Here is a 26,910-nt window from a genome sequence, read left to right on the forward strand (position 1 = left end):
GTCACAATCACGCAGTACCCGCGGGCAGCGGCGAACAGTGCGGCCTCGGAAGGGGTAGAATCGTCAGCAGTCGGATGGTTTGGGGCGCCCTCGTTCACAGCGGGGGCGTTCTCTTTTGCGCTCACGCGGATGCACCCCCGGTGAACAGCCCGGCCAGACGGCGCCGCTGGTCGTCGGTGAGCGGCGGGGCGGCGGCGAGGTGCTTCTCGACAGCGGCGGTGATGTTCGCGCACGCGAGCTCGCGGCGAGCATCTGCGAGCTGGTCGGGGTTCTTGCGGCGGGCGGCGACGGCGACTGCCGATCGTGCCTTGTAGACGTCCGTTGAGGACATGGGCGATTGCACCCTCTTTCAGGGTCCTCCGAGTCTTACCCGCTCGGTGGTTGGGCAATCGCGCCGCTAGTTCTTGTCGTACAGGTTACAGCATGTTCCAGACGTTCACGTCAAGTCGACGTACTCTGCCGACGCCGGTGGCCTACGGCGCTCCCGGCCAGCCCTACCGGCCGCGGTGACCCGGTCGCGCAGATCATCCACCCGCATCCAACCGTGGGCGTGCTCGCAACCCAGCTCGAACCGGGCGCCCGTATCCCACGCTTGCAGATCCAGCGGTAGCAGCCGTTCCAGCCCTCGCACCGTGCGAGCATCACCAAGAACCGTGAACAGGCCGGCGCGTAGGTTCTCGACAGTCATGGCGACCCCGTCCGCGATGAGCGGCACACCGTCCGGCCCCCGGTTCTCGGGGCGCTGTAGCCAATCCTCGGGCGTCACACTGAATGAGTCCGTGAGCAGATAGAAACCCTCGGGGGTCACGTACACGCGGCCCAGGCGATCCCGGCAACCGGTGCGGCGCATCGTCAGGACCGGCGGCGGTGCCTTGGACGTGTCGCCCTGGGGGCGGCCGTGCTCCCGCTTCCAGTCACCCATGCGGATACGGCCGGCGCGTTCACTCATCTCGCCACCTCAGTTCGATGTCATCGGGATTAAACCGGCGGGTGCCCACCGTGGACGGGTTCACGGTCACCTCGAGCAGCAAACGCACGACGGTGCGCTTGGACTCAATCGGCAGGGCATCCCACGCGGCCTTTACGTCGTCGGCGGTGACCAGCTCGGCAACCGGGGTTGTGGCGCCTGCGGTGGCGCGGCGTTCAGCATCGGCGATCTGGGGGAGTAGGCGGGCCTCGATGCGGGCGAACGCCGGCGCGGACACCTCACCGGCCGCGGCGGCATCGGCGAATGAGTCCAGGCGGTCCCGCAGGGCGCGCAGTTCCTCGAGCGCCACGGCGGTCCCATCCTCGGGGGCGGTGAACACGTCGACCGCATCGGGCATGGCGAGGCGGCCCACAATCACCCCGGTGACCAGTTCGTCAATCGGCTGGGCACGGCGAGCAATGCACGCCCTCGAGGACGAACACTGGTACTTCGGTGAGGCAACCGACTTGGGGAAGTAGTGGCGAACCGACGCCCCACACACCCCGCACCTGGCGATCCCAGACAACAGATACCGGGCGGCCGGTCCCGGCCCCACTCGGCGGGCAGGGTCAGCGAGGATGCCCTGTATCCGGTGCCAGTCCGATTCCTCGATGAGCGCCGGCCAGGATGCCGCCCCGATGATCTCCCCGCGGTGTTGGCGCAGTCCGGCATACGTCGGTGACGCGAGGATGAGGCGCAGGCGGCGCGGCACCCAATGCTCGAGCGCGTTCTTCTGAGACTTCGGGGCGGGCACCCCGCGCCGGTTGAGGTCAGCGGTAATGCCGCGCAACGTCTCGCCTGCGAGGAACCGGCGGGCCACCTCTCGCACTATCGGAGCTTCCTCGGCGTGGACGGCCCATCCGGTTGTTGTCCCGGTGTCGGGGTCGAACGTGCGACGGTAACCGTACGGTGCCCTGCCTGCGGGCCTGCCTGCCTGGGCGGCGGCACGCTTCCCCCTCAGGGTGCGCTCCCGTATCTGGTCGGCCTCGCGTTCGGCGATGAGCGCGTCGAGGCCGGTCCCGAACCGGTCATCACCTCGAGTCAGGTCGTAGGTTCGGCCGCTGTAGGACCACAACACGCCCCGCTCGGCGCATAGGTCGCGCAGCGCCACATACGCGGCGAGGTCGCGTTGCGCTCGGCTCGCCTCCCAGGTGACGAGCACGTCGCCGGCGGTGAGGGTGTCGGCCAGTCGCTCGTACTGGGGGCGGGCCACACCGGACCAGCGGGATGCACCCATGTCGTTGTCTGTCAGGACCTCAGCGACGGTCCAACCCTCGCGGGCGCAGACGGCGCGGCACTCGGCCTCTTGTGAGTCGACCGACCGGGCGTTGCCGGTGGGATCGTTCGACACGCGGGTGTAAATGATTGCTCGGCGTTCTGCCATGGTGCTAGTGTATCAACACCTAGACGAATAACCGTCCTCCACGATCTGACCGTTGCCGATGTACATGGCGACGTGCCCGTCCCACACGAGGAGGTCGCCGGGCAGGACGTCCTGCGGGGACACCTGGACACCCACGCCCTGTTCCTGGGCCAGGCGGGGGATCTCCACGCCGGCGTCCCCGTACGCCCACTGCGTCAGACCACTGCAGTCCAGCCCCTGGCCGGGAGAGGTGCCGCCCCACACGTACGGCACACCCTGCTGACTGAGCGCGTTGCGGACAGCGCCGGCGGCCTGCTCGTTGGGGGCGGTGACGACCGAGCCGTCGGGCAGGGTCACCTCGGTGCCGCCGCCGATCACCCCGGACCCGGCGTCACCGAATCCCGCCGTCCCGGGCACGGACCCGGACCCGGCGGCGGACTCCGCCGCGACACCCGACGAGCCACTGTCGAACGAACCGCCGTCAAACGAGCCGCCGCCCGCGCCGCCTCCGGCCGCAGCGGAGATCGCGCCCGGACCGGACTCGGTGTAGGCGACCATGGTGGCGTCGATCGCGCCGCCGGTGCCGGAACCGGCCCCGACCGTGCCCGGCATGCGGGGGGCCGGGGGGATACCGGCGGCGATGGCCCGCATCTCCGCGGTCGGCACCCTCAGCTCGGCCTGGACCCGCTCGGCCACCTGGATCCCACGCGCGAGGTGCTCGGCGGCCAACCCGAGGAGGCCGGCCTGTCCCGGCGGGGTGAGGAGGGCCGGCCCCATGGCGGCCGCACGGGCGAGGAACTGCTGCACGATACCTATCACCTCGACAGTCCCCCGGACCACGATCTCCGCGGCCACGGCGGTGACCCGCGCGATCTCCGCGGCGGACTCGCCGAGCGCGCCCATCGTCCGGCCGACCTCGGCGATCGAGTGCGCGGCCCCCAGGGAGGCCAGGGAGTCCCACGACTCCGACAGCAGTCGTTCCAGCGGCGGGCCGAGCTGCTGCGCGACCTCGAGCCCGTCACTGACCGGCCTCATGATGTCCTGCGCCTCCGCCGGGACGAACTCCTCCGCGGACAGCAGATCGAGGATCTGTTTGATGGGCCCGGCGTAGGCCAGCGCGTCGGCGATCACCGGATCACACCCACTTCCCGGTGAGATCGGCCCCGGCGGCGCCGATCGCCGCAGCGCCGGCCGCGTCGGACTCCTCGAAGAGCCTTGCCGTCTCCAACACGAGCTCCCCGGCGGCGTCGGTGACCCGCGTGAGCCCGGCCAACACCTCGCGGTGCCGCGCGGTCGCCGCCATGAGCGCGGACATGAAGTCGGCGCCCACGGGCCCGACCACGGGCGTCACCGCCTCGATCGGCAGCCCGTCCACCGCCTCGAGCGCACCCCCCAGCGTGTCGGCCAGGGTGGTCAACCCCGTTCCCAGTTCGCGTAAACCGTCGACATGGACGTCGATCGCCCCGTCCGTCATGTCCTGCGTCCCCTCGTCGTTCTCTCTCGTCCCGTCACAGGGTTCGACGCGTCGAGAAGACGATCCGGTTCCACCCGATCCGGGATTTCCTCCGTATGGAATCCTGACGGGCATGGACATCACCGTCGTGGATCACCCGCTGGTCGGGGACCGGCTCCGTACGCTGCGCGACTCCGCCACCGACACGGCCGGGTTCCGCGCCGCGATGGACGCCCTCGGCACCATGCTCTGCTACGAGGCCTTCCGGTCGGTACCGACCACCGAGGTCACCGTGAGCACCCCGATCACGGACACGACCGCGGTCGCGGTGGACGGCGTGCCGCTCGTGGTGCCGGTGCTGCGGGCGGGCCTGGGCCTGTTGGATCCGGCCACCCGTCTGATGCCGGGCGCGCAGGTCGGGTTCATCGGCCTCGCGCGCGACGAGGAGAGCCACCAGCCGGTGTCGTACCTGTGCTCGCTGCCCGAGGACCTGGCCGGACGTCACGTCGTGGTCCTGGACCCGATGCTCGCGACGGGCGGGTCGCTGGTGTCGACGCTGGAGACGCTCGCGGCGCGCGGCGCGACCGGGGTCACCGTGGTGTGCGTCCTGTGTGCGCCGGAGGGGATCGAGGCGGTGCGCGCCTCCGGGCTGGCCGCGACGCTGGTCACCGCGACGATCGACGAGCGCCTCGACGAGAACGCCTTCATCGTCCCCGGCCTCGGCGACGCGGGCGACCGTCTCTTCGGGCCCCGGTAGCCGGCAACCGCCAACCGACCACCGCCAACCGCCCACCGGCTAGCGCTGAGCGCTAGCCGCCCACCGCGTCTGCGACCGCATCACCGAGCCGCGCGAGCCGGCCTGTGGCGTCGCGGCGGTCCGACGCCGAGGGCCCGGGCGGGGTCCACGCCTCGACGTACGTCTTGAGCAGCGGCTCCGTGCCCGAGGGCCGCACCACGGCGCGGGCACCATCCGAGTCCACGCGGATGCCGGCGGTCCCCTCCAGCGGTCGGACCTCGCCGACGGTGGTGAGAAGCCCTGCCGCCCGCGTCAGCGCCGCCGCCGGGTCCGCGTCGGCCGCCAGGGGCAGCGACACATTGCGCCGGAGGTGCGCGCCGAACTCCGTGGCCAGTGCGTCGAGTCGCGCGCCGACCGTCGGTCCGCCGGATCCGACCATCGCGCACCACACCGCGGCCGCCGAGATCCCGTCCTTGTCGGCCACGACGTCCGGCAGGACGCAGTGCCCGATGGCCTCCTCGTAGGCGTACCGCAGCGGCTCGCCGGCCCGCACGAGCCACTTGAACCCGGTCAGCGTCTCCACGTGCCGACCGCCGCGCGCCGGGACCAGCAGCGACGGCAACCGCGAGGAGACGATCGTCGACGCGACGACCGGGACACCGAGCTCGTCGCCCGCGGTCGACCCCGGCAGCGGCGAGCGCAGCAGATGGTCGGCGAGTACCGCGCCCGTCTCGTCGCCGTCGAGCATCCGCCACCGCCCGTCCGGGTCGGCGAACCCCACGGCGCACCGGTCGGCGTCCGGGTCGAGCGCGATCGCGACGTCGGCGTCGATCCGCGCCGCCAACTCCAGCAGTCGCGCGGTCGTCCCGGGCCGTTCGGGGTTCGGGGAGGCGACGGTGGGGAAGTCCGGGTCCGGGTCCGCCTGCTCGGCCACCAGCTTCACGTCGTGCACGCCGATCCCGGCCAGGACGCGGCGGCAGAGATCGCCTCCGACCCCGTGGACGGGGGTCAGTGCCACGCGGGGCGGCCGGGCGGGCCGTGGCAGGGCAGTGACGACGGAGGCCACGTAGTCGTCGACGAGCACGGGGTCCACCCGCACCGATCCGGGCACGGCCGTGGGGACCGCGACCCCCTCCCGCGCTGCGGCGTGCAGGTGCCGCTCGATCCGGGAGTCGGTCGGCGGCACGATCTGCGCGCCGCCGCGTCCGTAGACCTTGATGCCGTTGTCGCTCGCGGGGTTGTGGGACGCGGTCACCACGAGCCCGGCCGCCGCGCCGCGCGCGCGGACCGCCGCGGCCACCACCGGGGTGGGGACGGGCGCGCCGGGGACGACGACGACGAGGTCGTGCGCCGCCAGCACCGCAGCCACGAGGTCGACGAATCGGGCCGACCCGTGCCGGGCGTCCCCGCCCACGATGACCGTCGAGCCGGGTGGTTCATGTTCCCGCAGGTACCGGGCGACGGCCGTGGCCACGAGGGTGACCGTCTCGTCGTTCATCCGGTCGGGCCCCGGCCCCAGGGGAGCGCGGACGCCCGCGGTGCCGAAGGCCAGCGGTGCGGGATCGGGAACGGGCGCGGTCACGGGTGTGCCCCTCAGCAGCGGGCGACGGCGGGGACGAGGGCGCGCAGGGCCCCGGTGAGGCGGGCCGACCCGGCGGCCCCGGCGGCCAGCACCTCGGCGTGGTCCAGCGGCTGCCCGGTGACGCCGGCGGCGAGGTTGGTCACGAGCGACACCGCGACCACGTCGAGGCCCAGCCCGCGGGCCGTGATGGTCTCGGGCACCGTCGACATTCCCACCAGGTCCGCGCCGAGGGTGCGCAGCATGTGGATCTCGGCCGGGGTCTCGTACTGGGGGCCGGGCATCGCGGCGTAGACGCCCTCGGAGGGGCGGGCCGCGTCCACCGCGGCCATCGCGTCGGCGGCCGCCGCGCGCAGGCGGGGGGAGTAGGCGTCGACCATGTCCACGAACAGCGGCCCGGTGAGCGGCGAGCGCCCGGTGAGGTTGAGGTGGTCGCGGATGAGGACGAGGTCGCCGACGGTCATGCCGTCCCGCAGCCCGCCGGCGGCGTTGGTGAGCACGAGCACCCCCGCTCCGGCGGCCGCGGCCACGTGGGCGGGGTGCACGACGGGTCCGGTTCCCCGGCCCTCGTAGAGGTGGGTGCGCCCGGCCACGGAGAGGAGCGGCACCCCGTCGACCAGGCAACTGGTGACGGTCCCGCGGTGCCCGGCGACGGCGGGGGTGGCGAACCCGGGGAGGTCGGTGGGGGCGATGGTCACGGCTGTGCCCGGGTCGGCGAGTCCGGTCACGACATCGGACCAGCCCGACCCCAGGACCAGGGCCACGTCGTGGTGGTCGCGGCCGCTCAGTTCGGCGATCCGGGCGGCGGCAGTGCGGGCCTCGTCGGTGGGCGTCAGCAGGGGCGCCATCCGCGTCAGGCGCCGGGGCCGACGTTGCGCGACGGGCGGGTGCGCAATTCGTGGACGTACTTCTCGGGGGCCCCCGCGCACTCGGCGGCGTCCGCGAGCAGGCCGAGGTAGCGCGCGGACGGCAGGCCTCCCTCGAAGGCGTCCATCACGTACAGCCACGCGAGGACAGTGTCGTCGGTGCCGGCCGGGGCGATGTCCACGGCGAACTCGGACTCCTGCGCGCCGACCGGGGGACCGTCGGGCACGGTGGGCCGGCGGGTGATGCGGACCCGGATCTTGCGCGCGGGCATCCGATCCGTGCCCTCCCAGCGGTCGAGGGCGCGGACGTCCTCGTCGGGGACGTCGTAGAGCACGACGAACACCCTGGAGTCCGGGTCCTCGACGACGGTGGCGACGGCGCCCTCCCACGTGGGGTCGTCCCCGGCGAAGGTCAGGCGCCAGCCCTCGAGCCAGCCCGTCCCCGCGAAGGGCGAGTGCGGCGCGCGGGTGTTCATCTGATCGGGATACATGTTCGTCCCGTACGCGGCGTAGAGAGGCACGCCCACAACCCTAGCCCCTTCGGCGGTGGCGGCCAGATGTCCCGGCGTCCCCGATCGAGGCGTTCGACTACCGTGTACGGCGGACGTGACGCGATCCGCCACAGCGGGCTGCGGCGCCCGGCCCTTACCCCTGTGAGCCGTGGAGGACATGTGACGCAACGCATCATCATCATCGGCGGCGGCCCCGCCGGCTACGAGGCCGCGCTGGTCGCGGCCCAGTACGGTGCGGACGTCACGATCGTCGACTCCGACGGCATCGGCGGCAACTGTGTCCTGAGTGACTGCGTGCCGTCCAAGACGTTCATCGCCACCACCGGCGTGCGCACGGACATGCGCCGGGCCGAGGAGATGGGCGTCCAGGCGCACTTCGATCCCACCGCCTACAAGCTGGGTCAGGTCAACGGCCGGGTCAAGTCCCTGGCGCGCGCCCAGTCCGCGGACATCCGGTCGCAGCTCCAGCGTGAGGGCGTGCGGCTGCTGTCCGGACGGGCCCGTCTGCACGACTCCCAGCCCGGCATGGCCTCCCACCGGGTGGCCGTGACGTTCGACGACGGACAGGAGAAGATCTTCGACGCCGACGTGGTGCTCATCGCCACCGGCTCCAGTCCCCGGGTGCTGTCGGGGGCCGAGCCGGACGGCGAGCGGATCCTCAACTGGCGTCAGCTCTACGACCTCACCGAGCTGCCCAAGCACCTCGTGGTGATCGGTTCGGGCGTCACCGGTGCGGAGTTCGTCTCGGCGTTCACGGAGATGGGCGTCAAGGTCACCATGGTCTCCAGTCGCGACCGTGTGCTGCCGCACGAGGATGCCGACGCCGCCCTGGTGCTGGAGGAGGCGCTCAGTGAGCGGGGCGTCTCGCTAGTCAAGCACGCGCGCGCCGACGCGGTCGAGCACTTCGAGGACGGCATCATCGTCCGCCTCGGGGACGGTCGCACGGTCAAGGGATCCCACGCCCTCATCTGCGTCGGTTCCGTGCCCAACACCGAGGGCCTCGGACTGGAGAGCGCCGGTGTCGAGTTGCAGCGCAGCGGCCACATCAAGGTCGACCGCGTCTCGCGTACCACCGCGCCGGGGATCTACGCCGGCGGCGACTGCACCGACCTGTTCCCGCTCGCCTCCGTGGCCGCCATGCAGGGCCGCATTGCGATGTACCACGCGCTCGGCGAGGGCGTCAGCCCCATCAAGCTCAAGACCGTGGCCTCGGCCGTGTTCACCCGGCCGGAGATCGCCACCGTCGGCATCTCGCACGCGCAGATCGAGAGTGGCGAGGTACCGGCCCGCGTCGAGGTGATGCCGCTGGCGGGCAACCCCCGGGCCAAGATGCGCAGCCTGCGCCGCGGGTTCGTCAAGCTCTTCTGTCGCCCGGCGTCGGGCGTGGTGGTCGGCGGGGTCGTCGTCGCCCCCACCGCCTCCGAGCTCATCCTGCCGATCTCGGTGGCGGTGCGGAACCAGCTCACCGTGGGCGATCTCGCGGGCTCGTTCTCGGTCTACCCGTCGATGACGGGCACGATCACCGAGGCGGCGCGCCAGCTCATGCGCCACGACGACCTCGACTGACAGGCATCCGGCGCCCCGGTTTCCGGTGCGATGGAGACGATGTCGCGTGCCCTGCGCACTGTCCGGAGGGGCCGTTCTGGTTAGGCTAAGCTCCGTCGACGTCGACGACACGGCGTCGGGAACCGCTAAGGAGCCACAATGAAGCTGCGTCGTGTTGCAGCCCTGGCCGCCGCCGGATCCCTCGTGCTCGGGCTGGCGGCCTGCACCTCGGACTCGGACGAATCGGACGCGCTGGTGCTCTACTCCGGTCGCAGCGAGAGCCTCGTGGCCCCGCTGATCGAGCAGATCTCGGACTCCACCGGCGTGGACATCGAGGTGCGGTACGCCTCCACCCCCGAGATGGCGGCGCAGATCGCGGAGGAGGGGGAGGCCAGCCCCGCGGACGTGTTCTTCTCGCAGGACGCCGGGGCCCTCGGTGCCCTCGACAACGCGGGCCTGCTGCAGCAGCTCGACGAGTCCGTGACCGAGGTCGTCCCCGCGGAATACCGCGCGGCGGACGGCACCTGGGTCGCGACCAGCCTGCGGGCGCGCGTCCTGATCTACGACTCCGCGACACTGGACGAGGCCGAGGTGCCCGACACCATCGACGCGGTCCTGGCTCCCGAGTGGAAGGGGCGCGTGGGCTACGCGCCCACCAATGCATCGTTCCAGTCCTTCGTCACGGCGCTGCGGGTGGACCGGGGCGACGAGGCCGCCGAGCAGTGGCTGCGGGACTTCCTCGCCAACGACCCGCAGACCTTCGAGAACAACAACGCGCTCCTGCAGGCCGTCGACGCGGGCACGGTCGAACTCGGGCTGACCAACCACTACTACTGGTACAACTCGGCCGCGGAGAGGGGCGCGGAGAACATGCGCGCCCGCGTGAAGTACATGGCGCAGGGTGATCCGGGTGCGCTGGTCAACGTGGCGGGCGTCGCGATCCTCGCCTCCACGGACCGCCCCGACGACGCCCGCCGCGTCGTCGAGGCACTCCTGGCCGAGCCGGCCCAGACGTACTTCGTCGAGGAGACCAGCGAGTACCCCGTGGTCCCGGGGATCGCCACGGACGCGGCCGGCCTCCCACCGCTGGACACGCTCGGCGGCCCGGACATCGACCTCGGTCAGCTGGACGGTCTCGAGCAGACGCAGGCCATGCTCGCCCGCGTCGGCATGATCTGACGGACCGGACATCGACCTGCTGACGCGACTGCGCGGCGGCCGGCCCCTCCTCGGGGCGGCCGCCGTGCTGGCGTGTGCGGCGACGCTCATCCCGCTGGTCTACCTGGTCATCCGGGCGGGCGAACGGGGCCCGGCGTCCGCCGCCGAGGTGCTCGGCTCCGGTCGGACGCTGACCCTCCTCGGCAACACCGTCGTGCTGGTCGTGTTGGTCACCACCGCCAGCGTGATCGTCGGGGTGGGGATGGCGTGGCTCGTGGTCCGCACCGACCTACCGGGGGCCCCGGTCATCGGTGCGCTCCTGTGCGTTCCGCTGGCCACGCCGTCGTATGTCCTCGGCTACCTCTGGGTGGCCGACTTCCCGGAGGTCCTCGGGTTGCCGGGGGCCGTCGCGGTGCTCACCATCTCCTGCTACCCGTACGTGTTCCTCCCCGCCTCCGCCGCCCTCCGGCGGGTGGACCCGGGACTCGAGGAGGTCGCGCGCACCCTCGGGCACGGCACCACCCGTGCCGTGTTCGGGGTGACATTCCGACAGATCCGACCGGCGGTCGCCGCGGGCGGGCTCCTGGTGGCGCTGTACACGCTGTCCGACTTCGGTGCGGTCGCGATGCTCCGCTACGAGGCGTTCACGCTGGGCATCTACCACTCCTACCGGGCGGCGTTCGACCGCGTCCCGGCGGCCGTCCTGGCGTGCGTCCTCATCGCGTTGGCCCTGGTCGTGATGGTCGGGGAGCGGCGGGCCCGACGCGGCGAGGTCGCGAGGGTCGGCGCCGGGGTGGACTCGGCGCCCACCCGGCTACCGCTGGGTCGCCTGAAGGGGCTCGCCCTCGTCGTCGTCGCCGTCATCCTCGCGGGCGGGGTGTTCGGCCCACTCGTCGGCCTCGCCCGGTGGGTGCGCGCGGCGGCGAGCGTGGACGTCTCGTGGGCGCCGGTGTTCCAGGCCGCAGGCACCACCGCCGGGGTCTCGGCCGTGGCGGCGCTGGCCACCATCGTGCTGGCGCTGCCGATCGGGATCCTCGCGGCGCGCTCGGACGGGCTCGTCGCGCGGGCCACCGAGACCGTCGCGCAGGTCGGTTTCGCGCTCCCGGGCATCACGGTGGGCCTCGCGGTGGTGTTCGTGGGGATCCGGCTGGTGCCGGGGCTCTACCAGCAGACACCGATGCTGGTGTTCGCCTACGTGGTGCTGTTCCTGCCGCTCGCGGTGGGAGTGGTGCGCTCGTCGGTCAGCGCCATCCCGGTGAGCCTCGAGGACGTCTCGGCCGGCCTGGGCTCCGGGCGTCTGCGCACATTCGCCCGGGTGGTCGCGCCACTGGCGATGCCGGGGATCCTCGCGGGCGCGAGCCTCGTGTTCCTCAGCGTGGCCAAGGAACTGCCCGCCACGTTGTTGTTGCGGCCCACCGGCACGGAGACCCTCGCCACCGCGATGTGGTCGCACACCGAGGTGGCGGCCTACTCGCAGGCGGCCCCCTACGCCGCCATGTTGGTCGTCGTGGCCGTCATCCCCGCGTTCGTGCTGAGTAGGTCGTTCGGCTGGGGCGCGGGCGGCCGACGCGACCCGGGCACGGCGACCGCGGCCTCGGGCCGGGCGAGCGAGACCGAACGGAGCGCGACATGACCTGGAAGCCCAGCCCCGGCGGGGTACTCGAACTCGACTCCGTCTCGGGCGGCTACGACGGCTCCCCGGTCGTCCGTGGCGTCTCCCTCCGGGTGGAGGCGGGAGAATCGGTGGCGGTCCTGGGCGCCTCCGGATCGGGGAAGACCACGATGCTGCGCATGATCGCGGGCCTGCACCCGGTGTCGTCCGGCCGGATCCTGCTGGACGGCCGCCGCATCGACCGGCTCAGTGCCCAGCGGCGCGGGATCGGGCTGGTCCCCCAGCAGGGCGCGCTGTTCCCCCACCTGGACGTGGCGCACAACGTGGGGTTCGGCCTGGTGCCGCCTGGCCCCCTGGCGAGGTGGCGCGGCCGCGCCGAGCGTGCCGAGCGGGTCCGCGAGGTGCTCGACCTGGTCAGGCTGGCGGACCGGGCGGGTGACCGGCCGTCGCAGCTGTCGGGCGGTCAGCAGCAGCGGGTGGCGCTCGCGCGGGCACTCGCCCCCGGCGCCGGGCTGATCCTGCTCGACGAGCCCTTCAGCGCGCTCGACGCGGCCCTGCGCGGAGCGGTGAGAGCGGAGGTCGCGGCGTTGCTCGCCGAGGCCGGGGCCACCTCCATCCTCGTCACGCACGACCGTTCCGAGGCGATGGCGACGGCTGACCGCGTCGCGGTCCTCATCGACGGCGAGCTCGCCCAGGTCGACACCCCCGAGCGGCTTTACCACCATCCGGTCAGCCGCGGGGTCGCCGACCTCTCCGGCGAGACCGTCGCCCTGCCGGCCACGGCGACCGGCGCGACCGCGGAGACGGTTCTCGGCACCGTGCCGCTGGACTCGCCCGCCGAGGGACGGGGGACCGTCCTGTGGCGCCCCGAGAGCCTGGAGGTGCGCGGTGTCGGGGCCGCCGGGCACGAGGTCGGGTACGACGACGGGTACGACGACGAGGAGATCCGGGGTCACGCCGTGTGCACCGCCGTCGAGTTCGGGGGTGCCCGGACCCTGGTGCGGATGCGATTCGACGGCACCGACCAGATCTGCGCCGTGCCGGTACCGACGGGTCAGCGCGTCGGGACGGGCTCCCGACTGGCCGTGCGTCCGCTGCGGCCGGCGGTCTTCCACGCCGTCTGACACCCCGTCGACCGCACCCGCCGACCGAGCGTGCCCATCGCACCGGTCGCCGCCGGGTCAGCCCTCGACGTCCGCCCAGCCCAGCGTCCGCTCGACCGCCTCGTCCCACCGGTTGATCAACCGCTGACGTTCCTCCTCGGGCATCTGCGGCGTCCAGCGGCAGTCCTCCCTCCACAGCTCACGGAGCCGGTCGGGGGAGTCCCACTGACCCACCGCCAGCCCGGCGGCGAACGCGGCACCCAGTGCGGTGGTCTCGGTGACCTCCGGCCGGATCACGTCCACCCCGAGGATGTCGGCCTGGAACTGCATGAGGAAGTCGTTGACCACCATCCCACCGTCCACCCGCAGCGAATCGGCGGACTCCCCGGCGTCGGCGACCATCGCGGCGGCCATCTCGCGACTCTGGAAGGCCGTCGCCTCGAGCGCGGCCCGCGCCAGGTGCGCCCGGGTGTGGAAGCGGGTCAGGCCCACCATCACGCCGCGGGCGTCCGGCCGCCACCGCGGGGCGAGCAGCCCGGAGAACGCCGGCACCAGGTAGCAGTCGCCGTTGTCCTCCAATGACGTCGCGAGGTCCTCGGTCTCGTCGGCGGTGGAGATCACCCCGAGGTTGTCGCGCAGCCACTGCACCAGCGACCCGGCAACCGCCACCGAGCCCTCCAGGGCGTACACGGGATCCGCATTGCCCAGTTGGTAGCAGACGGTGGTGAGCAGACCGTTCTCGCTGAACTGCGGCGTCGTGCCCGTATTGAGCAGCAGGAACGCGCCCGTGCCGTAGGTGTTCTTGGCCTCGCCCGGCTCGAAGCAGGTCTGCCCGAACATCGCGGCCTGCTGATCGCCGAGGATCCCGGCGATGGGCGTGCCGCCGAACATCCGCCGTGTCGTCACGTGCCCCAGCACGCCGGAGGAGGGGACGATCCGCGGCAGCATCGCCCGGGGGACGCCGACCTCACGGCACAGCTCGTCACCCCACTCCAGGGACCGCAGATCCATGAGCAGGGTCCGCGACGCGTTGGTGACATCCGTGACGTGGAGGGCCGCCTCGCCGTCGTCGCCACCCCGGCGCCCACCCGTGAGGTTCCACACCAACCACGAGTCGATGGTCCCCGCCAGCAGTTCCCCGGCCTCGGCCCGCTCGGTCCCGCGTTCGCCCCGCTCGTCCAGGTGCTCGAGGATCCACCGGATCTTGGGGCCGGCGAAGTACGTCGACAGGGGCAGGCCGGTGGCGGCGCGGAACCGGTCGTCGCCGTCCGGGTGGGCCTCGGACAGCCGTGCGCAGATGCCGGAGGTGCGGGTGTCCTGCCACACGATCGCGTTGTAGACCGGATCGCCGGTCTCCCGGTCCCACACCACCACCGTCTCGCGCTGGTTGGTGATGCCGATGGCGGTCACCGCCGCCGGTTCGAGGTCCACGCTGCTCGCGACCTGGGCCATGGCGGCGCGGACGTTCTGCCAGATCTCCAGCGGGTCGTGCTCGACCCAGCCCGCCCTCGGCAGGATCTGCCGGTGCTCGACCTGCGCCGTCGCCGCGGGCACCGGCATGCCCCGGTCGTCGAAGAGGATCGCCCGTGTCGAGGTGGTGCCCTGGTCGATCGCGAGGATGTAGGAGCTGCGAGTCACACGGCCAAGACTACGTCCGCGTTCGCGTGGACACGTCCGCCTCGCGCGTAGAGTCGTCGGCGACGGGCCGGAACCCGCGCACGGCCCCGGAGGGAGCGCCCATGCCCACGACCAGGTCCCGATCGGTCCTCGGCCCCGACCGCCGCGCCGAGGCCTGGCGCAGATTGTCGGAGGACACCTTCGACATCGTGATCGTGGGCGGCGGTGTGGTGGGCACCGGCAGCGCGCTCGACGCGGCCACCAGGGGGCTGAACGTGGCGCTCGTCGAGGCCCGCGACTTCGCCGCCGGCACGTCCTCCCGCAGTTCGAAGATGTTCCACGGCGGGTTGCGCTACCTCGAGCAGCTCGATTTCGGCCTGGTGGCCGAAGCCCTCCACGAGCGCGAACTCAGCATGACGCGCCTGGCCCCGCACCTGGTCACGCCGCTGAAGTTCCTCTTCCCGCTCACCCGTCGGTTCTGGGAACGCCCCTACATGGCCGCAGGATTCGTGCTCTACGACCTGATGGGCGGCTCCAAGAGCGTCCCGCCGCAGAAGCACTACAGCCGCGCGGGAGCGCGCCGGGTGGCCCCGGGGCTGCGCGAGGACGCCGTCGTGGGCGGGATCCGTTACTGGGACACCCTCGTCGACGACGCCCGCCACACTCTCACCCTGGCGCGCACCGCCGCTCACCACGGGGCGGTCGTGGCCAACTCCACCCAGGTGATCGGCTACCTGCGGGACGGCGACCGGGTCACCGGCGTGCGGGTGCGTGACGCCGAGACCGGTCGCGAGACCGACGTCCGGGCCGGGGCCGTGCTCAACGCCGCCGGGGTGTGGACCGACCAGCTGCAGAAGATGCTCGGCGAGGAGGGCGGCTTCACCGTGCGGGCGTCCAAGGGCGTGCACATCGTGGTGGACCGCGACAAGGTGGACTCCGAGGCCGCGCTCATCCTGCGCACCGAGAAGTCCGTGCTGTTCGTCATCCCGTGGGGCGAGTACTGGATCATCGGCACCACCGACACCGACTGGCAGCTCGACCTCGCCCACCCGGCGGCCACCGGCGCGGACATCGACTACATCCTCGGCCACGTCAACTCGGTGCTCACCACCCCGATCCGGCGCGAGGACGTCCGCGGCGTGTACGCCGGCCTGCGCCCGCTGCTCTCCGGCGGCGCCGACTCCACCGCCAAGCTCTCCCGCGAACACGCCGTGATGACCGTGGCCCCCGGCGCGGTGGTCGTGGCGGGCGGCAAGTACACGACCTACCGCGTGATGGCCGCCGACGCGGTGGACGCCGCCGTGGCGGAACTGGGGGAGCGGGCCGCCGAGGTGCCGCCGTCGACGACCGACCGGATCCCGCTGCTGGGCGCCGACGGCTACCCCGGGATGGTCAACCGCGCCGACCGGATCGCCGACCAGTACGAGATCCGCGACGACCAGATGCAGCATCTCCTCGGGCGGTACGGGACGCTCGCCGAGTACGTCCTCGAGCTCGCCGCCGACAGGCCCGACCTCCTCGATCCCGTCCGGGGAGCCGAGCGCTACCTGCGCGTGGAGATCGTGCACGCCGCCCTCGCGGAGGCCGCCCTGCACCTCGAGGACGTCCTCGTGCGACGCACCCGGATCTCCATGGAGTACCAGCACGGTGGCGTCGACTGCGCCCGCGAGGTCGCCGAGTTGATGGCGGGCGTTCTCGGCTGGGACGACGACCGCATCGCCAGGGAGGTGGAGCTGTTCGAGCGGCGGGTCGCCGCCGAAGAAGCGAGCCAGGTGGCGGAGTCCGACGACGAGGCGGACGGATTCCTCCGGCGTGTGCCCGAGGTCCGGGAGTTCCTCGCGGACGCGACCTTCGATCCCGCCAGCGCCCAGCCCGTGGTCGACAGCTCGACCGGCTGACCCGGCCCCGTGCGGGCGGGCCGGCCGGGTGGCCCGGCCGCGGTTGGAGTGGCCCGGCCGCGTCCGCGCAGGCCGGCCGGGTGGCCCGCCCGCGGGTGGAGTGGCCCGGCCGCGTCCGGACTCCCTGACGACGAATCCGCCCCTCGCATCTCGACTCGCTCCCGGGGGCCGGGGCGGAGATCGAGATCCGAGGGGCGGATTCGAGTTCGACGCAGATGCGCCAGGGATTCGGCACGTGGTGGGCGCGAGAACGCCCACTACGTCACGAGGTCACTTGATCTCGCAGAGGACCGTTCCCTGGGTCACGGCGGCGCCGGCATCGACGGCGAGGTCGGTGATGACGCCGTCCTTGTGCGCGGTGACCGGGTTCTCCATCTTCATGGCCTCGAGCACGGCCACCAGGTCGCCGGCGGAGACCTCCTGGCCCTCCTCGACGGCGACCTTCACGACCGTGCCCTGCATCGGAGCCGACACGGCGTCCCCGGACGCGGCCGCACCGGCGGCGCCACCACGGGTGCGGGACTTGGCCTTGCGGCGGACCGTGCCGCCGGCATGGGAGCCGCCGAAGGCCAGGTCACCGGGCAGGGAGACCTCGACGCGACGTCCGTCCACCTCGACGACGACCTTCTTGCGCTCGACGGGCTCGTCGTCGTCGGCCGGCGCACCGGTGGGCGACCACGGCTCGATCGGGTTGTCCCACTCCTCCTCGATCCACTTGGTGTAGATGTCGAAGCTCTTGCCGTCACCGACGTATGCCGGGTTGGTGACGATGTGCTGGTGGAACGGCAGGACCGTGGCCATGCCCTCGATCTTGTACTCGGCCAGGGCGCGGGCCGAGCGGGCGAGTGCCTGGTCGCGGTCCTCGCCCCACACGATCAGCTTGGCGAGCATGGAGTCGAACTGGCCGCCGATCGTGTCACCCTGCTCGACGCCCGAGTCCATGCGCACGCCCGGGCCGGTGGGCTCGTGGTAACCGGTGATGGTGCCGGGGGCGGGCAGGAAGCCGCGACCCGCGTCCTCGCCGTTGATGCGGAACTCGAAGGCGTGGCCACGCGGGGCGGGGTCCTCGGTGAACTCGAGCACCTCGCCCTCGGCGATCTTGAACTGCTGCAGGACGAGGTCGATGCCCGCGGTCTCCTCGGTGACCGGGTGCTCCACCTGGAGGCGGGTGTTGACCTCGAGGAAGGAGATCGTGTCGCCCTGGACCATGTACTCGACGGTGCCGGCGCCGTAGTAGCCGGCCTCCTTGCAGATGGCCTTGGCGGAGTCGTGGATCCGCTTGCGCTGGTCGTCGGTGAGGAACGGCGCGGGGGCCTCCTCGACGAGTTTCTGGAAGCGGCGCTGCAGGGTGCAGTCGCGGGTGCCGGCGACGATGACGTTGCCGTGCTGGTCGGCGAGGACCTGGGCCTCGACGTGGCGGGCCTTGTCGAGGTACTGCTCGACGAAGCACTCGCCGCGACCGAACGCGGCGACGGCCTCACGGGTGGCCGACTCGAAGAGCTCGGCGACCTCCTCCATCCTGTGGGCGACCTTCATACCGCGACCGCCACCGCCGAAGGCGGCCTTGATTGCGATGGGCAGGCCGTACTGCTCGGCGAACTTCACGACCTCGTCGGCACCCGCGACGGGGTCCTTGGTGCCGGCGGCCATGGGGGCGTTGGCCCGCTCGGCGATGTGGCGGGCGGTGACCTTGTCGCCGAGGTCCCGGATCGCCTGCGGCGGGGGGCCGATCCAGATCAGGCCTGCGTCGATGACGGCCTGCGCGAAGTCGGCGTTCTCGGACAGGAAGCCGTAGCCGGGATGGATGGCGTCCGCGCCGGACTTGGCGGCGGCGTCGAGGATCTTGTCGAAGACCAGGTACGACTCCGCGGAGGTGGTGCCTCCCAGAGCGAAGGCCTCGTCGGCCAGCTTGACGAACAGTGCGTCGGCGTCGGGCTCGGCGTATACGGCCACGCTGGCCAGGCCGGCGTCCTTCGCCGCACGGATCACACGGACGGCGATCTCGCCGCGGTTGGCGACGAGGACCTTGGTGATGTGAGAGCTGGCATGACTGGGCACTCAGGGCCTCCTGGAGGTAAACGTCTCTACTGTCGATCGGCCGTGGGGCCCACCGAGTTCTTCCGCAGTCTAATGAGAGGCCCCCCTCATGTGTGGTGTTGGGGGTCCAAGGGCTGGCCCGCGGGGGCGGGCCCGCCGGGCGCCGGGCGGCCTGACCTGCGAAGTTGTTGGGCCGGTCACGTCCCCGGGTGGGGAAACCCGGGTGGATTCACGTCCGGAGCTCGGGTCGCCAGACGCGGTGGGCGTTGATTCCGGCACCCTCGAGGAGTCGTCGCAGCAGTGGCAGGCTGAGCCCGATCACGCTCGACGGGTCGCCCTCGATCCGGTCGATGAACCAGCCCCCGAGTGACTCGATCGTGAACGCGCCCGCGCACTCGAGCGGCTCCCCGGTGCGCAGGTACACGTCGAGGTCGGCGTCGGACGGTGCGCCGAAGTGCACCGTGGTGTCGGACGTGTCGGTCTCGGAGTAGGTGACGGCGAGGGGGTCGTCGCCGGTGAGATCGGCCACGATCAGCGCGTGGCCGGTGAGCAGCACCCCGTGACGCCCGCGCATCCTCCGCCAGCGCTCCATGGCGCGCTCGTAGGTGTGGGGTTTGCCCTCGAGGTGGCCGTCGACCAACAGCATCGAGTCGCACCCGACCACCACGAGTGTGTCGGCACCGGCCGACCTCGCCTCGGCCGCGAGAGACTCGCCCTCGCGCTGCAGGACGTCTTCCGCCTTGGCGCGGGCCAGTTCCTCCACGACCCGCACGTGCGGGGTTCCCGGCGGCAGGGCGGCCTGCAGGGCGTCCTCGTCGACCTGAGGGTGGCGGATGAGCGGGTCCACCCCCGCCTGCTCGAGGATCCGCAGTCGGGACGGGGAGGCGGAGGCGAGGACGAGCGCGATCATGGGCCTCAGCGTAGCCACCGGGTCAGGACCGCGGCAGCAGCATCGTGATGGTCAGCGTGGTGGGTTCGAGTGCCCGGACCCGGTGCCGGAGCTTGGCGGTGAGGTGGAGGATTTCGCCGGTGCGCAGTTCGAGTGTGCGGTCCGGCAGGCCGAACTCCACGCGTCCCCGCAGCAGCTGGATCAGGATGGGGTGGAACGCGGCGTGGTCGGGCATCTCCTGGCCCTCGTCGAACTCGAACGCGACGATCTTGGCGGTCTCGTCCTGGTGGACGACCGTGGCCCCGGGGCGGGTGGCGGACGGCGCCGCCCTCCCGATGACGTCGGTGTGGTGCGTGGCGGTGCCCTCGTCGGTGCCGGCACGACGGCCGTGATCGCGATCCTCGGCCACGGGGTCGCGGGTGGGACCGCCGGATGCCCCGGCGTCCCGCCCGGGAGACGTGGCCTCCCGCCCGGCGGAGGTGGCTTCCTCGGACATCGACGGTCCTCCTCGAGAACTGCCCGCCGACCGGTCCGGCGGCGGTGCCACCACCCTACTGATCCGACGCAGCAGCCCTGATACGACACAGCCGCCCCCGTGCCCGTGCTCCAGCGCGTGCATCGGCACGCGTGGGGGACGGGGACGGGGGCGGCTCGTGGTGCGGCCCGTCCTCTGCGCTCAGTACTGGCGGCGGTTGAGGAACGAGCTCGGGCTGTATCCGAACGGCGGACGCAGGCGGTCCTCGTAGGATCCCCAGTCATCCCTGACGCCGGTGTCGTGCTCACTCGCGTGGGCGGCGTTCCCCTGCGCGGTCGCGAAGACCGCGGACAGGATGCCCACCTCCGTGGGAGTGGGGTTGCCGCCCACGATCTCGAAGAACGGCTTCTCCGGCTGCCCGGCGGGGTCCTGCTGCTGCTCGCCGGTCACAGCGGGATGTTCCCGTGCTTCTTGGCCGGCACCTCGACGACCTTGCGGTCGAGCAGCCGCAGTGCCTGGGCGACCTGCAGGCGGGTGTGCGAGGGCGGGATGACCGCGTCGACGTAGCCACGCTCGGCGGCGACGTACGGGTTGACGAGGGTGTCCTCGTACTCGGCCTGGAGCTTGAGCCGGAGTGCGTCGACGTCCTCGCCGTTGGCCGCGGCCTGCTTGAGCTGGTCGCGGTAGACGAAGCCGACGGCTCCGGAGGCGCCCATGACGGCGATCTCTGCGGTCGGCCACGCGAGGTTGATGTCGGCGCCCATGTGCTTGGAGCCCATGACGTCGTACGCGCCACCGTAGGCCTTGCGGGTGATGACGGTGACCTTGCCGACGGTGGCCTCACCGTAGGCGTAGAGCAGCTTGGCGCCGCGGCGGATGATCCCGTCGAACTCCTGGCCGGTCCCGGGCAGGAAGCCCGGCACGTCGACCAGCGTGAGGATGGGGATGTTGAACGCGTCGCAGGTACGGACGAAGCGGGCGGCCTTCTCGGAGGCCTTGATGTCCAGGCAGCCGGCGAACTGGGTGGGCTGGTTGGCGACCACGCCCACGCTGCGGCCCTCGATACGGCCGTAACCGACGATGACGTTCATCGCGTACTGGCCCTGGATCTCCAGGAACTCGCCGTCGTCGACGATGTGCGAGATGACCTCGTGCATGTCGTACGGGCTGTTGGAGGAGTCGGGGATGATCGTGTCGAGATCGTGGTCCTCGAGCGTGAGGTTGTCCTCGATCGCACCCTCGGCGACGGGGAACGGGAACCGCGGGGCCTCGGCACGGTTGTTGCTCGGGAGGTAGGAGAGCAGGTCCTTGACGAAGTCCAGGGCGTCCTGCTCGTCACTGGCGGTGTAGTGGGACACGCCCGACTTGGTCATGTGCGTGGTGGCGCCGCCGAGTTCCTCCTGCGAGACCTCCTCGCCGGTGACGGTCTTGATGACGTCGGGGCCCGTCACGAACATCTGCGACGTCTTGTCGACCATCACGGTGAAGTCGGTCAGCGCGGGGGAGTAGACGTGGCCGCCGGCCGACGGGCCCATGATCAGGGAGACCTGCGGGATGACACCCGACGAGAGGACGTTGCGGTGGAAGATCTCGCCGTACAGGCCGAGCGAGACGACGCCCTCCTGGATCCGGGCGCCGGCGCCGTGGTTGATGCCGATCATCGGACGGCCGGTCTTGAGGGCCAGATCCATGACCTTGACGATCTTCTCGCCGTAGACCTCGCCCAGCGACCCGCCGAAGACGGTGGCGTCCTGCGAGAAGACGCAGACGCTCCGGCCGTCGATCGTGCCGTAGCCGGTGATGACACCGTCGCCCAGCGGCCGGCGCTCGGCGAGACCGAACGTCGTGGCCCGGTGGCGGGCCAGGGCGTCGATCTCGACGAACGAGCCCGGGTCGAGAAGGTTCTCGATGCGCTCGCGGGCCGTCATCAGGCCCTTGTCGTGTGTTTTGTCCACCGCGGCCTGCCCCATCGGGGCCCGGGCCTCGTCGAGGCGCCGACGCAGCTCGGACAGCTTCCCGGCGGTCGTGTGGATGTCGGGGGTCGCAGCGTCCGTCTGGACGTCGGCGCTCACGTCCGGTTCTGAGGCAGTCGTCATGTTGCAAGACTCTAACCAGTGACCCGCCTCCGTGGCGACGTGACCCGGCGTACATCCCCCGGCGGCGACCCCGCCCGATGTCCGAGCGGCGACATACGCTGGGGGTCGTGCACGCAGATCCAGGTACCGAGATCCCGCCCAGGTTGGACGCCGACGCGCTCCGTCGCGCTCTGGTGGAGGGCCCGGACGCGCCGTACTCGTCACTCGACGTCGTCGACGACATCGGGTCGACGAACGCCGAGTTGATCTCCCGCGCGGCCGGGGGTGCCCCCGACCGCAGCGTGTTGCTGGCCGAGCACCAGGCGTCCGGCCGCGGTCGCCTCGGTCGCGTGTGGACCGCCCCGCCGCGCACGCAGGTCGCCGTGAGCGTCCTGTTGCGCCCCGGAGCGATCTCGCCGACCCTCTTCGGATGGCTGCCCCTCGTCACCGGTCTCGCGGTGAGGGACGGGCTGCGCGAGGCCGGTGGCGTGGACGCGACGCTCAAGTGGCCCAACGACGTCCTGGTGGACGGGCGCAAGATCGCCGGCATCCTCGCCGAGATGACCACCGTCCCGGGCGGCGGGGACTTCCCCGTCCGGCTGCCGGCCGTGGTGGTGGGGGTCGGCATCAACGTCTCACTCACCCGCGAGCAGCTGCCGGTGCCCCACGCCACCTCGCTGGCGCTGGCCGGCGGGTCCGGTGACCGGGACGGCGTGGCCCGCGCCGTCCTGGAGGCGCTGGCTCTGCGCCACCGCCAGTGGCGCAAGTGCGAGCGCGGGAGCGGATCGACCGTCTCGGACCTGCTCATGACGACCTACACCGAGGCCTGCTCCACCGTCGGCGCCGAGGTGAGGGTCGAACTACCCGGGGACGTCGTGCGGACCGGGCGCGCGGACAGGGTCGACCGCGACGGCCGCCTCGTCGTCGTCGACCCCGACGGTGAGTTCGCCGTCGCCGCCGGCGACGTCACCCACGTCCGTGGCGTCGGCGGTCGGTGGGGCGGCTGAGCCGTGGGTTTCATCCGATCGGTCCTCGCGCCGGGGGAGACGCTCATCGTCCACACCCACCCGCACTGGCGCGCCCTCGTCCGCCCGGCGCTGGTCACGGTGGTCGGGGCGGGTCTCGCGGGGATCGCCGGCGGCTTCATCGAGGTACAGGTGGTCCACGCCGGGGACCGTACGGCGACCTGGGCCATGGTCGCGGTGCTGTACGCCCTGGTAGTTCTCCGGTTCGGACTCTGGCCCCTGACCCGGTGGACGCGGACCGACCTGGTGGTCACCGACGAGAGGGTGCTCTACCGGCCGGCCGGGTCCTCGCGGAGGTGCGTGGACGTGCCGCTGCGCAGGATCAGCGCCGTCAGGTTCCGCCACACCCTCACCGACCGCGCCCTGGGCACGGGATGCCTGATCCTCGAGCTCGGTCACCTGCCGCCGGTGGAGATCGACCACGTCCCGGAGGTCGCCCGCGTCCACGCCGCCGTCTACGACGAGCTCATGCGACTGCCACCCCCGCCCCCGCCCGCTCCGGTCGCCGCGGCGCCACGGTTCCGCTGGGGGCTCCCGGGGCGGCGGTGACGACCCCGCCCCGCGTGAGACCATGGGCGACGTGAACGACGACTCGCGCATCCGCCGCAATCCCCTCGGCACGCCCGTCGTGGCGATGATCGGCGGAGGACAACTTGCCCGCATGACCCACCAGGCGGCCGTCGCCCTCGGCCAGACGCTGCGCGTGCTCGCCGCCGACCCGCAGGACCCGGCCGCCCAGGTCACGCCGGATGTGGTGATCGGCGCGCACGATGATCCCGACGCCGTCCGCGCCGCCGCGGAGGGCGCCGACGTGATGACCTTCGACCACGAGCACGTGCCCCCGCAGATCCTGCTCGAGCTGGAATCCGCCGGGGTCGCCGTCCGTCCCCGCGCGTCCGCGCTCATCCACGCCCAGGACAAGCTGGTCATGCGGCGCGCGCTCGCGGAGATCGGCGCCCCTGTCCCGCCGTTCACCGGCGTGGACTCGCTCGACGACGTCCGACGTTTCCACGACGAACAGGACGGGAACATCGTCCTCAAGGCCGCGCGGGGCGGGTACGACGGTCGGGGCGTGTGGATGCCGGGCTCGCTGGAGGAGGCCGAGCGGATCGCCGACGAGCAGCTCGCCGCCGGGGTGCCGATGATGGCAGAGGCCCGCGTCCCGTGGACCCGGGAGCTGTCCGCGATGGTGGCCCGGTCCCCGTTCGGGCAGGGGGCGGTGTGGCCGGTCGTCGAGACCGTCCAGCGCGACGGGATCTGCTCGGTGGCGATCGCGCCCGCCCCCGGGCTGCCCGACGACCTGCGCTCGGCCGTGCAGGCCACCGCGTTGCGACTGGCCGAGCACCTCGACGTGACCGGCGTGATGGCCGTGGAACTGTTCGAGGTGATCGGCTCGGACGGTCGCCCGGGAGTGCTCGTCAACGAGCTAGCGATGCGACCCCACAACTCCGGCCACTGGACGATGGACGGGGCCACCACCAGTCAGTTCGAGCAGCACCTGCGGGCGGTACTCGACTACCCGCTCGGCTCCACCGTCCCGACCGCGCCCCTCACCGTGATGGCCAACGTCCTCGGCGCTCCCGAGACGCCGGAGATGAGCATGGACGAGCGCGTCCACCACCTCGCCGCCCGGTTCCCGCATGCGAAGGTGCACCTCTACGGCAAGTCCGAGCGGCACGGCCGCAAGATCGGCCACGTCAACGTCCTGGCCGACCCGGGCGTCGACCCGGACGACGCGGACCAGGTGGCCTCCGTCCGCGCGGTCGCGGAACTCGCGGCCCACTGGCTCTCCCACGCGCAGTGGGCCGACGGCTGGGACCCCCACACGGGGGCTGCCGTCGGGGACTTCGAACGCTGAGTGCACCACCGGAACGCTGAGCGCACCACACCGACGAAAGGCGACGAGATGACCGAGCGACAGGACGGGCCGCAGGTCGGTCTGATCATGGGCAGCGACTCCGACTGGCCCACCATGGAGGCCGCGGCGGAGGCGCTCGCGGAGTTCGGGATCACCTTCGAGGTCGGGGTGGTCTCGGCACACCGCACCCCGCAGAAGATGCTCGACTACGCCCGTTCGGCGGCCGGCCGGGGCGTCCGCGTGGTGATCGCGGGTGCGGGCGGCGCCGCGCACCTCCCGGGGATGGTCGCCTCGGCCACGCCGCTGCCGGTCATCGGTGTCCCCGTGCCGCTCAAGCACCTGGACGGCATGGATTCCCTGCTGTCGATCGTGCAGATGCCCGCCGGTGTCCCGGTGGCCACCGTGTCGATCGGCGGGGCGCGGAACGCGGGTCTGCTCGCGGTGCGGATCCTCGCCGCCTCCGACCCCGCCCTGCGCGAACGAATGGAGGCGTTCCAGACCGAGCTGGAGGCGATGGTCGAGCGCAAGGACGAGGCCCTGCGCCGCCAACTGCTCGGCTGATCGCCACCGCGGGGGCGCGGCGGGGCCGACGGCGCCGACGGGGGCCGACTTCCGGCTGGTAATTTGAAGGGCCGGACGCGGCCTCGCGTCTCCCGCGGCGATAATGGCGGCCGACGAGCGTCAGCGACCCCTCCGCGAGAACCTGGCCGGCGCCCGCCGCGCGATCAGCACCGACGAATCCCTCATGGAGGCCCGCATATGTCCGGTAACCCCGACTTCGACCTGTACCGCCCGGCGGAGGAGCACGAAGAGCTCCGGGCCGCGATCCGAGCCCTGTCGGAGAAGGAGATCGAGCCCCACGCCGCGGCCGTCGACGAGGACGAGCGGTTCCCCCAGGAGGCCCTCGACGCGCTCAACGCCTCGGGCTTCAACGCGGTCCACGTGCCGGAGGAGTACGGCGGGCAGGGCGCGGACTCCGTGGCGGCCTGCATCGTGATCGAGGAGGTCGCCCGCGTCTGTGGTTCGTCCTCGCTGATCCCCGCCGTCAACAAGCTCGGCACCATGGGCCTGATCCTGGCCGGTGGCGAGGAGCTCAAGCAGAAGGTCCTTCCCGAGATCGCCGAGGGCAAGATGGCCTCCTACGCGCTGTCCGAGCGTGAGGCCGGCTCCGACGCGGCGGCCATGCGCACCCGCGCCCGCCAGGACGGCGACGACTGGATCCTCAACGGCAGCAAGGCGTGGATCACCAACGGCGGCAAGTCGACCTGGTACACCGTCATGGCCGTGACGGACCCCGAGAAGGGTGCCGGCGGGATCTCCGCGTTCATGGTCCACGCCGACGACGAGGGTTTCGGCGTGTCCAAGACCGAGAAGAAGCTCGGCATCAAGGGTTCGCCCACCGCGGAGCTGTACTTCGAGGACGTCCGCATCCCGGGCGACCGGATCATCGGCGCGCCGGGCACCGGCTTCAAGACCGCCCTGCAGACCCTCGACCACACCCGCCCGACCATCGGCGCGCAGGCCGTCGGTATCGCGCAGGGCGCCCTGGACGCGGCGATCGCCTACACCAAGGAGCGCAAGCAGTTCGGCCGCGCGATCTCGGACTTCCAGAACACGCAGTTCATGCTGGCCGACATGGCGATGAAGGTGCAGGCCTCGCGCCTGATGGTCTACACGGCCGCCGCCAACGCCGAGCGCGGCTCCGCGCCCGGTGGCGAGAAGCTGGGCTTCATGGCCGCCGCCTCCAAGACCTTCGCCTCGGATGTCGCGATGGAGGTCACCACCAACGTCGTGCAGCTGTTCGGCGGCGCCGGGTACACGCGTGACTTCCCGGTCGAGCGCATGATGCGCGACGCCAAGATTACCCAGATCTACGAGGGCACCAACCAGATCAACCGCATGGTCATGGCTCGCCAGCTCCTCGCCTGATGGCCGTGCCGCGGGCCCGCTGACCGGCACACGCTCCACGAATCCGCTACTCCGATTCCGAATCTGCTACCCGCATCAGGGGAGCGCCCTGTGGCTCAGGCTGGTTGTGAGTCGGCGATGGGCGCTGGCGGGAGGGTGTCGAGATGACGGTGGTTGTTCCATCACGCGAGCGCAGCGTTGAGGAGAGGCGGCGGTTGGCGCTTGAGTATGTCG

Annotated in this window: 25 protein-coding genes; 11 read left to right on the forward strand and 14 right to left on the reverse strand. The window is 71.9% G+C overall.

The genetic code is table 11. The features are described from left to right. Nucleotides 1-121: 121 nt before the first annotated feature. The 5 genes from AC3DEV_RS16345 to AC3DEV_RS16365 all read right to left on the reverse strand — a co-directional run bounded on the left by AC3DEV_RS16345 (nucleotide 122) and on the right by AC3DEV_RS16365 (nucleotide 3,804). On the reverse strand, nucleotides 122-331 hold the full coding sequence (locus tag AC3DEV_RS16345) for a hypothetical protein (protein ID WP_182638435.1): 210 nt from the start codon (nucleotides 329-331) through the stop codon (nucleotides 122-124). A 105-nt stretch (nucleotides 332-436) separates the two neighbouring features. Continuing rightward, nucleotides 437-949 carry a hypothetical protein gene (locus AC3DEV_RS16350; protein WP_488372769.1) on the reverse strand — a complete coding sequence of 171 codons (513 nt, stop codon included), beginning with the start codon at nucleotides 947-949 and terminating at the stop codon, nucleotides 437-439. Then, complete coding sequence (locus AC3DEV_RS16355; protein ID WP_488372770.1) at nucleotides 942-2,351, reverse strand: recombinase family protein; 1,410 nt, start codon at nucleotides 2,349-2,351, stop codon at nucleotides 942-944. The genes AC3DEV_RS16350 and AC3DEV_RS16355 overlap by 8 nt, the downstream gene beginning before the upstream one ends. A gap of 12 nt (nucleotides 2,352-2,363) precedes the next feature. Further along, nucleotides 2,364-3,461: a C40 family peptidase gene (locus tag AC3DEV_RS16360; RefSeq protein WP_488372771.1), complete on the reverse strand. Its 1,098-nt coding sequence runs from the start codon at nucleotides 3,459-3,461 to the stop codon at nucleotides 2,364-2,366. A 4-nt stretch (nucleotides 3,462-3,465) separates the two neighbouring features. Then, a complete protein-coding gene (locus AC3DEV_RS16365) occupies nucleotides 3,466-3,804 on the reverse strand; it encodes a type VII secretion target (protein ID WP_472981241.1) in 339 nt (112 codons plus the stop codon). A 112-nt stretch (nucleotides 3,805-3,916) separates the two neighbouring features. Here AC3DEV_RS16365 and upp point away from each other — a divergent pair, with 112 nt between their 5' ends. Then, nucleotides 3,917-4,540, forward strand: coding sequence for a uracil phosphoribosyltransferase (gene upp / locus AC3DEV_RS16370; RefSeq protein WP_069388394.1), 624 nt, complete (start codon nucleotides 3,917-3,919; stop codon nucleotides 4,538-4,540). 52 nt (nucleotides 4,541-4,592) lie between these two features. Here the strand turns inward: upp and AC3DEV_RS16375 are convergent, their stop codons facing one another. From AC3DEV_RS16375 to AC3DEV_RS16385, 3 genes are read right to left on the reverse strand one after another with little or no spacing between them, the layout of a single operon-like run. Next, complete coding sequence (locus AC3DEV_RS16375; RefSeq protein WP_488372772.1) at nucleotides 4,593-6,101, reverse strand: phospho-sugar mutase; 1,509 nt, start codon at nucleotides 6,099-6,101, stop codon at nucleotides 4,593-4,595. An 11-nt stretch (nucleotides 6,102-6,112) separates the two neighbouring features. After that, nucleotides 6,113-6,946 carry a purine-nucleoside phosphorylase gene (locus AC3DEV_RS16380; protein WP_488372773.1) on the reverse strand — a complete coding sequence of 278 codons (834 nt, stop codon included), beginning with the start codon at nucleotides 6,944-6,946 and terminating at the stop codon, nucleotides 6,113-6,115. Nucleotides 6,947-6,951: 5 nt separating this feature from the next. After that, nucleotides 6,952-7,485, reverse strand: coding sequence for a gamma-glutamylcyclotransferase family protein (locus AC3DEV_RS16385; protein WP_069389279.1), 534 nt, complete (start codon nucleotides 7,483-7,485; stop codon nucleotides 6,952-6,954). A gap of 150 nt (nucleotides 7,486-7,635) precedes the next feature. On the opposite strand from AC3DEV_RS16385, the gene AC3DEV_RS16390 reads away from it, so the two are divergent. The 4 genes from AC3DEV_RS16390 (at nucleotide 7,636) to AC3DEV_RS16405 (ending at nucleotide 12,915) form a co-directional block, all read left to right on the forward strand. Further along, the gene (locus AC3DEV_RS16390; RefSeq protein WP_069389277.1) at nucleotides 7,636-9,042 is read left to right on the forward strand and encodes an NAD(P)H-quinone dehydrogenase; all 1,407 of its coding nucleotides are present in this window, start codon (nucleotides 7,636-7,638) and stop codon (nucleotides 9,040-9,042) included. Between the two features lie 138 nt (nucleotides 9,043-9,180). Further along, complete coding sequence (locus AC3DEV_RS16395) at nucleotides 9,181-10,200, forward strand: iron ABC transporter substrate-binding protein (RefSeq protein ID WP_488372774.1); 1,020 nt, start codon at nucleotides 9,181-9,183, stop codon at nucleotides 10,198-10,200. Nucleotides 10,201-10,264: 64 nt separating this feature from the next. Then, nucleotides 10,265-11,812: an ABC transporter permease gene (locus AC3DEV_RS16400; protein WP_488372775.1), complete on the forward strand. Its 1,548-nt coding sequence runs from the start codon at nucleotides 10,265-10,267 to the stop codon at nucleotides 11,810-11,812. Beyond that, nucleotides 11,809-12,915 carry an ABC transporter ATP-binding protein gene (locus AC3DEV_RS16405; protein ID WP_069389187.1) on the forward strand — a complete coding sequence of 369 codons (1,107 nt, stop codon included), beginning with the start codon at nucleotides 11,809-11,811 and terminating at the stop codon, nucleotides 12,913-12,915. Before AC3DEV_RS16400 ends, AC3DEV_RS16405 begins: the two co-directional genes overlap by 4 nt. 57 nt (nucleotides 12,916-12,972) lie before the next feature. Here the strand turns inward: AC3DEV_RS16405 and glpK are convergent, their stop codons facing one another. Further along, on the reverse strand, nucleotides 12,973-14,532 hold the full coding sequence (gene glpK / locus AC3DEV_RS16410; RefSeq protein WP_488372776.1) for a glycerol kinase GlpK: 1,560 nt from the start codon (nucleotides 14,530-14,532) through the stop codon (nucleotides 12,973-12,975). Between the two features lie 101 nt (nucleotides 14,533-14,633). Here glpK and AC3DEV_RS16415 point away from each other — a divergent pair, with 101 nt between their 5' ends. Beyond that, nucleotides 14,634-16,409 carry a glycerol-3-phosphate dehydrogenase/oxidase gene (locus AC3DEV_RS16415; RefSeq protein ID WP_067712218.1) on the forward strand — a complete coding sequence of 592 codons (1,776 nt, stop codon included), beginning with the start codon at nucleotides 14,634-14,636 and terminating at the stop codon, nucleotides 16,407-16,409. Between the two features lie 270 nt (nucleotides 16,410-16,679). Here the strand turns inward: AC3DEV_RS16415 and AC3DEV_RS16420 are convergent, their stop codons facing one another. From AC3DEV_RS16420 to AC3DEV_RS16440, 5 genes are all read right to left on the reverse strand, one after another. Next, nucleotides 16,680-18,467 (reverse strand): acetyl/propionyl/methylcrotonyl-CoA carboxylase subunit alpha, encoded by a 1,788-nt coding sequence (locus AC3DEV_RS16420; protein ID WP_067712221.1) that lies wholly within the window; start codon nucleotides 18,465-18,467, stop codon nucleotides 16,680-16,682. A gap of 208 nt (nucleotides 18,468-18,675) precedes the next feature. Then, nucleotides 18,676-19,356, reverse strand: a complete 681-nt coding sequence (locus tag AC3DEV_RS16425; RefSeq protein WP_096905895.1) for a Maf family protein — start codon at nucleotides 19,354-19,356, stop codon at nucleotides 18,676-18,678. A 22-nt stretch (nucleotides 19,357-19,378) separates the two neighbouring features. Continuing rightward, nucleotides 19,379-19,831 (reverse strand): cupin domain-containing protein, encoded by a 453-nt coding sequence (locus AC3DEV_RS16430; protein WP_254050501.1) that lies wholly within the window; start codon nucleotides 19,829-19,831, stop codon nucleotides 19,379-19,381. A 180-nt stretch (nucleotides 19,832-20,011) separates the two neighbouring features. Continuing rightward, complete coding sequence (locus AC3DEV_RS16435) at nucleotides 20,012-20,260, reverse strand: acyl-CoA carboxylase subunit epsilon (RefSeq protein WP_096905894.1); 249 nt, start codon at nucleotides 20,258-20,260, stop codon at nucleotides 20,012-20,014. Further along, complete coding sequence (locus tag AC3DEV_RS16440) at nucleotides 20,257-21,906, reverse strand: acyl-CoA carboxylase subunit beta (RefSeq protein ID WP_119191963.1); 1,650 nt, start codon at nucleotides 21,904-21,906, stop codon at nucleotides 20,257-20,259. The genes AC3DEV_RS16435 and AC3DEV_RS16440 overlap by 4 nt, the downstream gene beginning before the upstream one ends. 77 nt (nucleotides 21,907-21,983) lie before the next feature. Between AC3DEV_RS16440 and AC3DEV_RS16445 the strand changes: the two genes are divergently transcribed. The 5 genes from AC3DEV_RS16445 to AC3DEV_RS16465 all read left to right on the forward strand — a co-directional run bounded on the left by AC3DEV_RS16445 (nucleotide 21,984) and on the right by AC3DEV_RS16465 (nucleotide 26,697). Further along, nucleotides 21,984-22,892 (forward strand): biotin--[acetyl-CoA-carboxylase] ligase, encoded by a 909-nt coding sequence (locus AC3DEV_RS16445; protein ID WP_488372777.1) that lies wholly within the window; start codon nucleotides 21,984-21,986, stop codon nucleotides 22,890-22,892. 3 nt (nucleotides 22,893-22,895) lie between these two features. Then, nucleotides 22,896-23,459 carry a PH domain-containing protein gene (locus AC3DEV_RS16450; protein WP_096905892.1) on the forward strand — a complete coding sequence of 188 codons (564 nt, stop codon included), beginning with the start codon at nucleotides 22,896-22,898 and terminating at the stop codon, nucleotides 23,457-23,459. A 22-nt stretch (nucleotides 23,460-23,481) separates the two neighbouring features. Beyond that, a complete protein-coding gene (locus AC3DEV_RS16455; protein WP_472981235.1) occupies nucleotides 23,482-24,768 on the forward strand; it encodes a 5-(carboxyamino)imidazole ribonucleotide synthase in 1,287 nt (428 codons plus the stop codon). Nucleotides 24,769-24,816: 48 nt separating this feature from the next. Continuing rightward, the gene (purE, locus tag AC3DEV_RS16460) at nucleotides 24,817-25,329 is read left to right on the forward strand and encodes a 5-(carboxyamino)imidazole ribonucleotide mutase (protein ID WP_096905890.1); all 513 of its coding nucleotides are present in this window, start codon (nucleotides 24,817-24,819) and stop codon (nucleotides 25,327-25,329) included. A gap of 198 nt (nucleotides 25,330-25,527) precedes the next feature. Further along, nucleotides 25,528-26,697, forward strand: coding sequence for an acyl-CoA dehydrogenase family protein (locus AC3DEV_RS16465; protein ID WP_067712247.1), 1,170 nt, complete (start codon nucleotides 25,528-25,530; stop codon nucleotides 26,695-26,697). Nucleotides 26,698-26,910 lie beyond the last annotated feature (213 nt).

The organism is Dietzia sp. IBK-p2-15D, assembly GCF_057773105.1.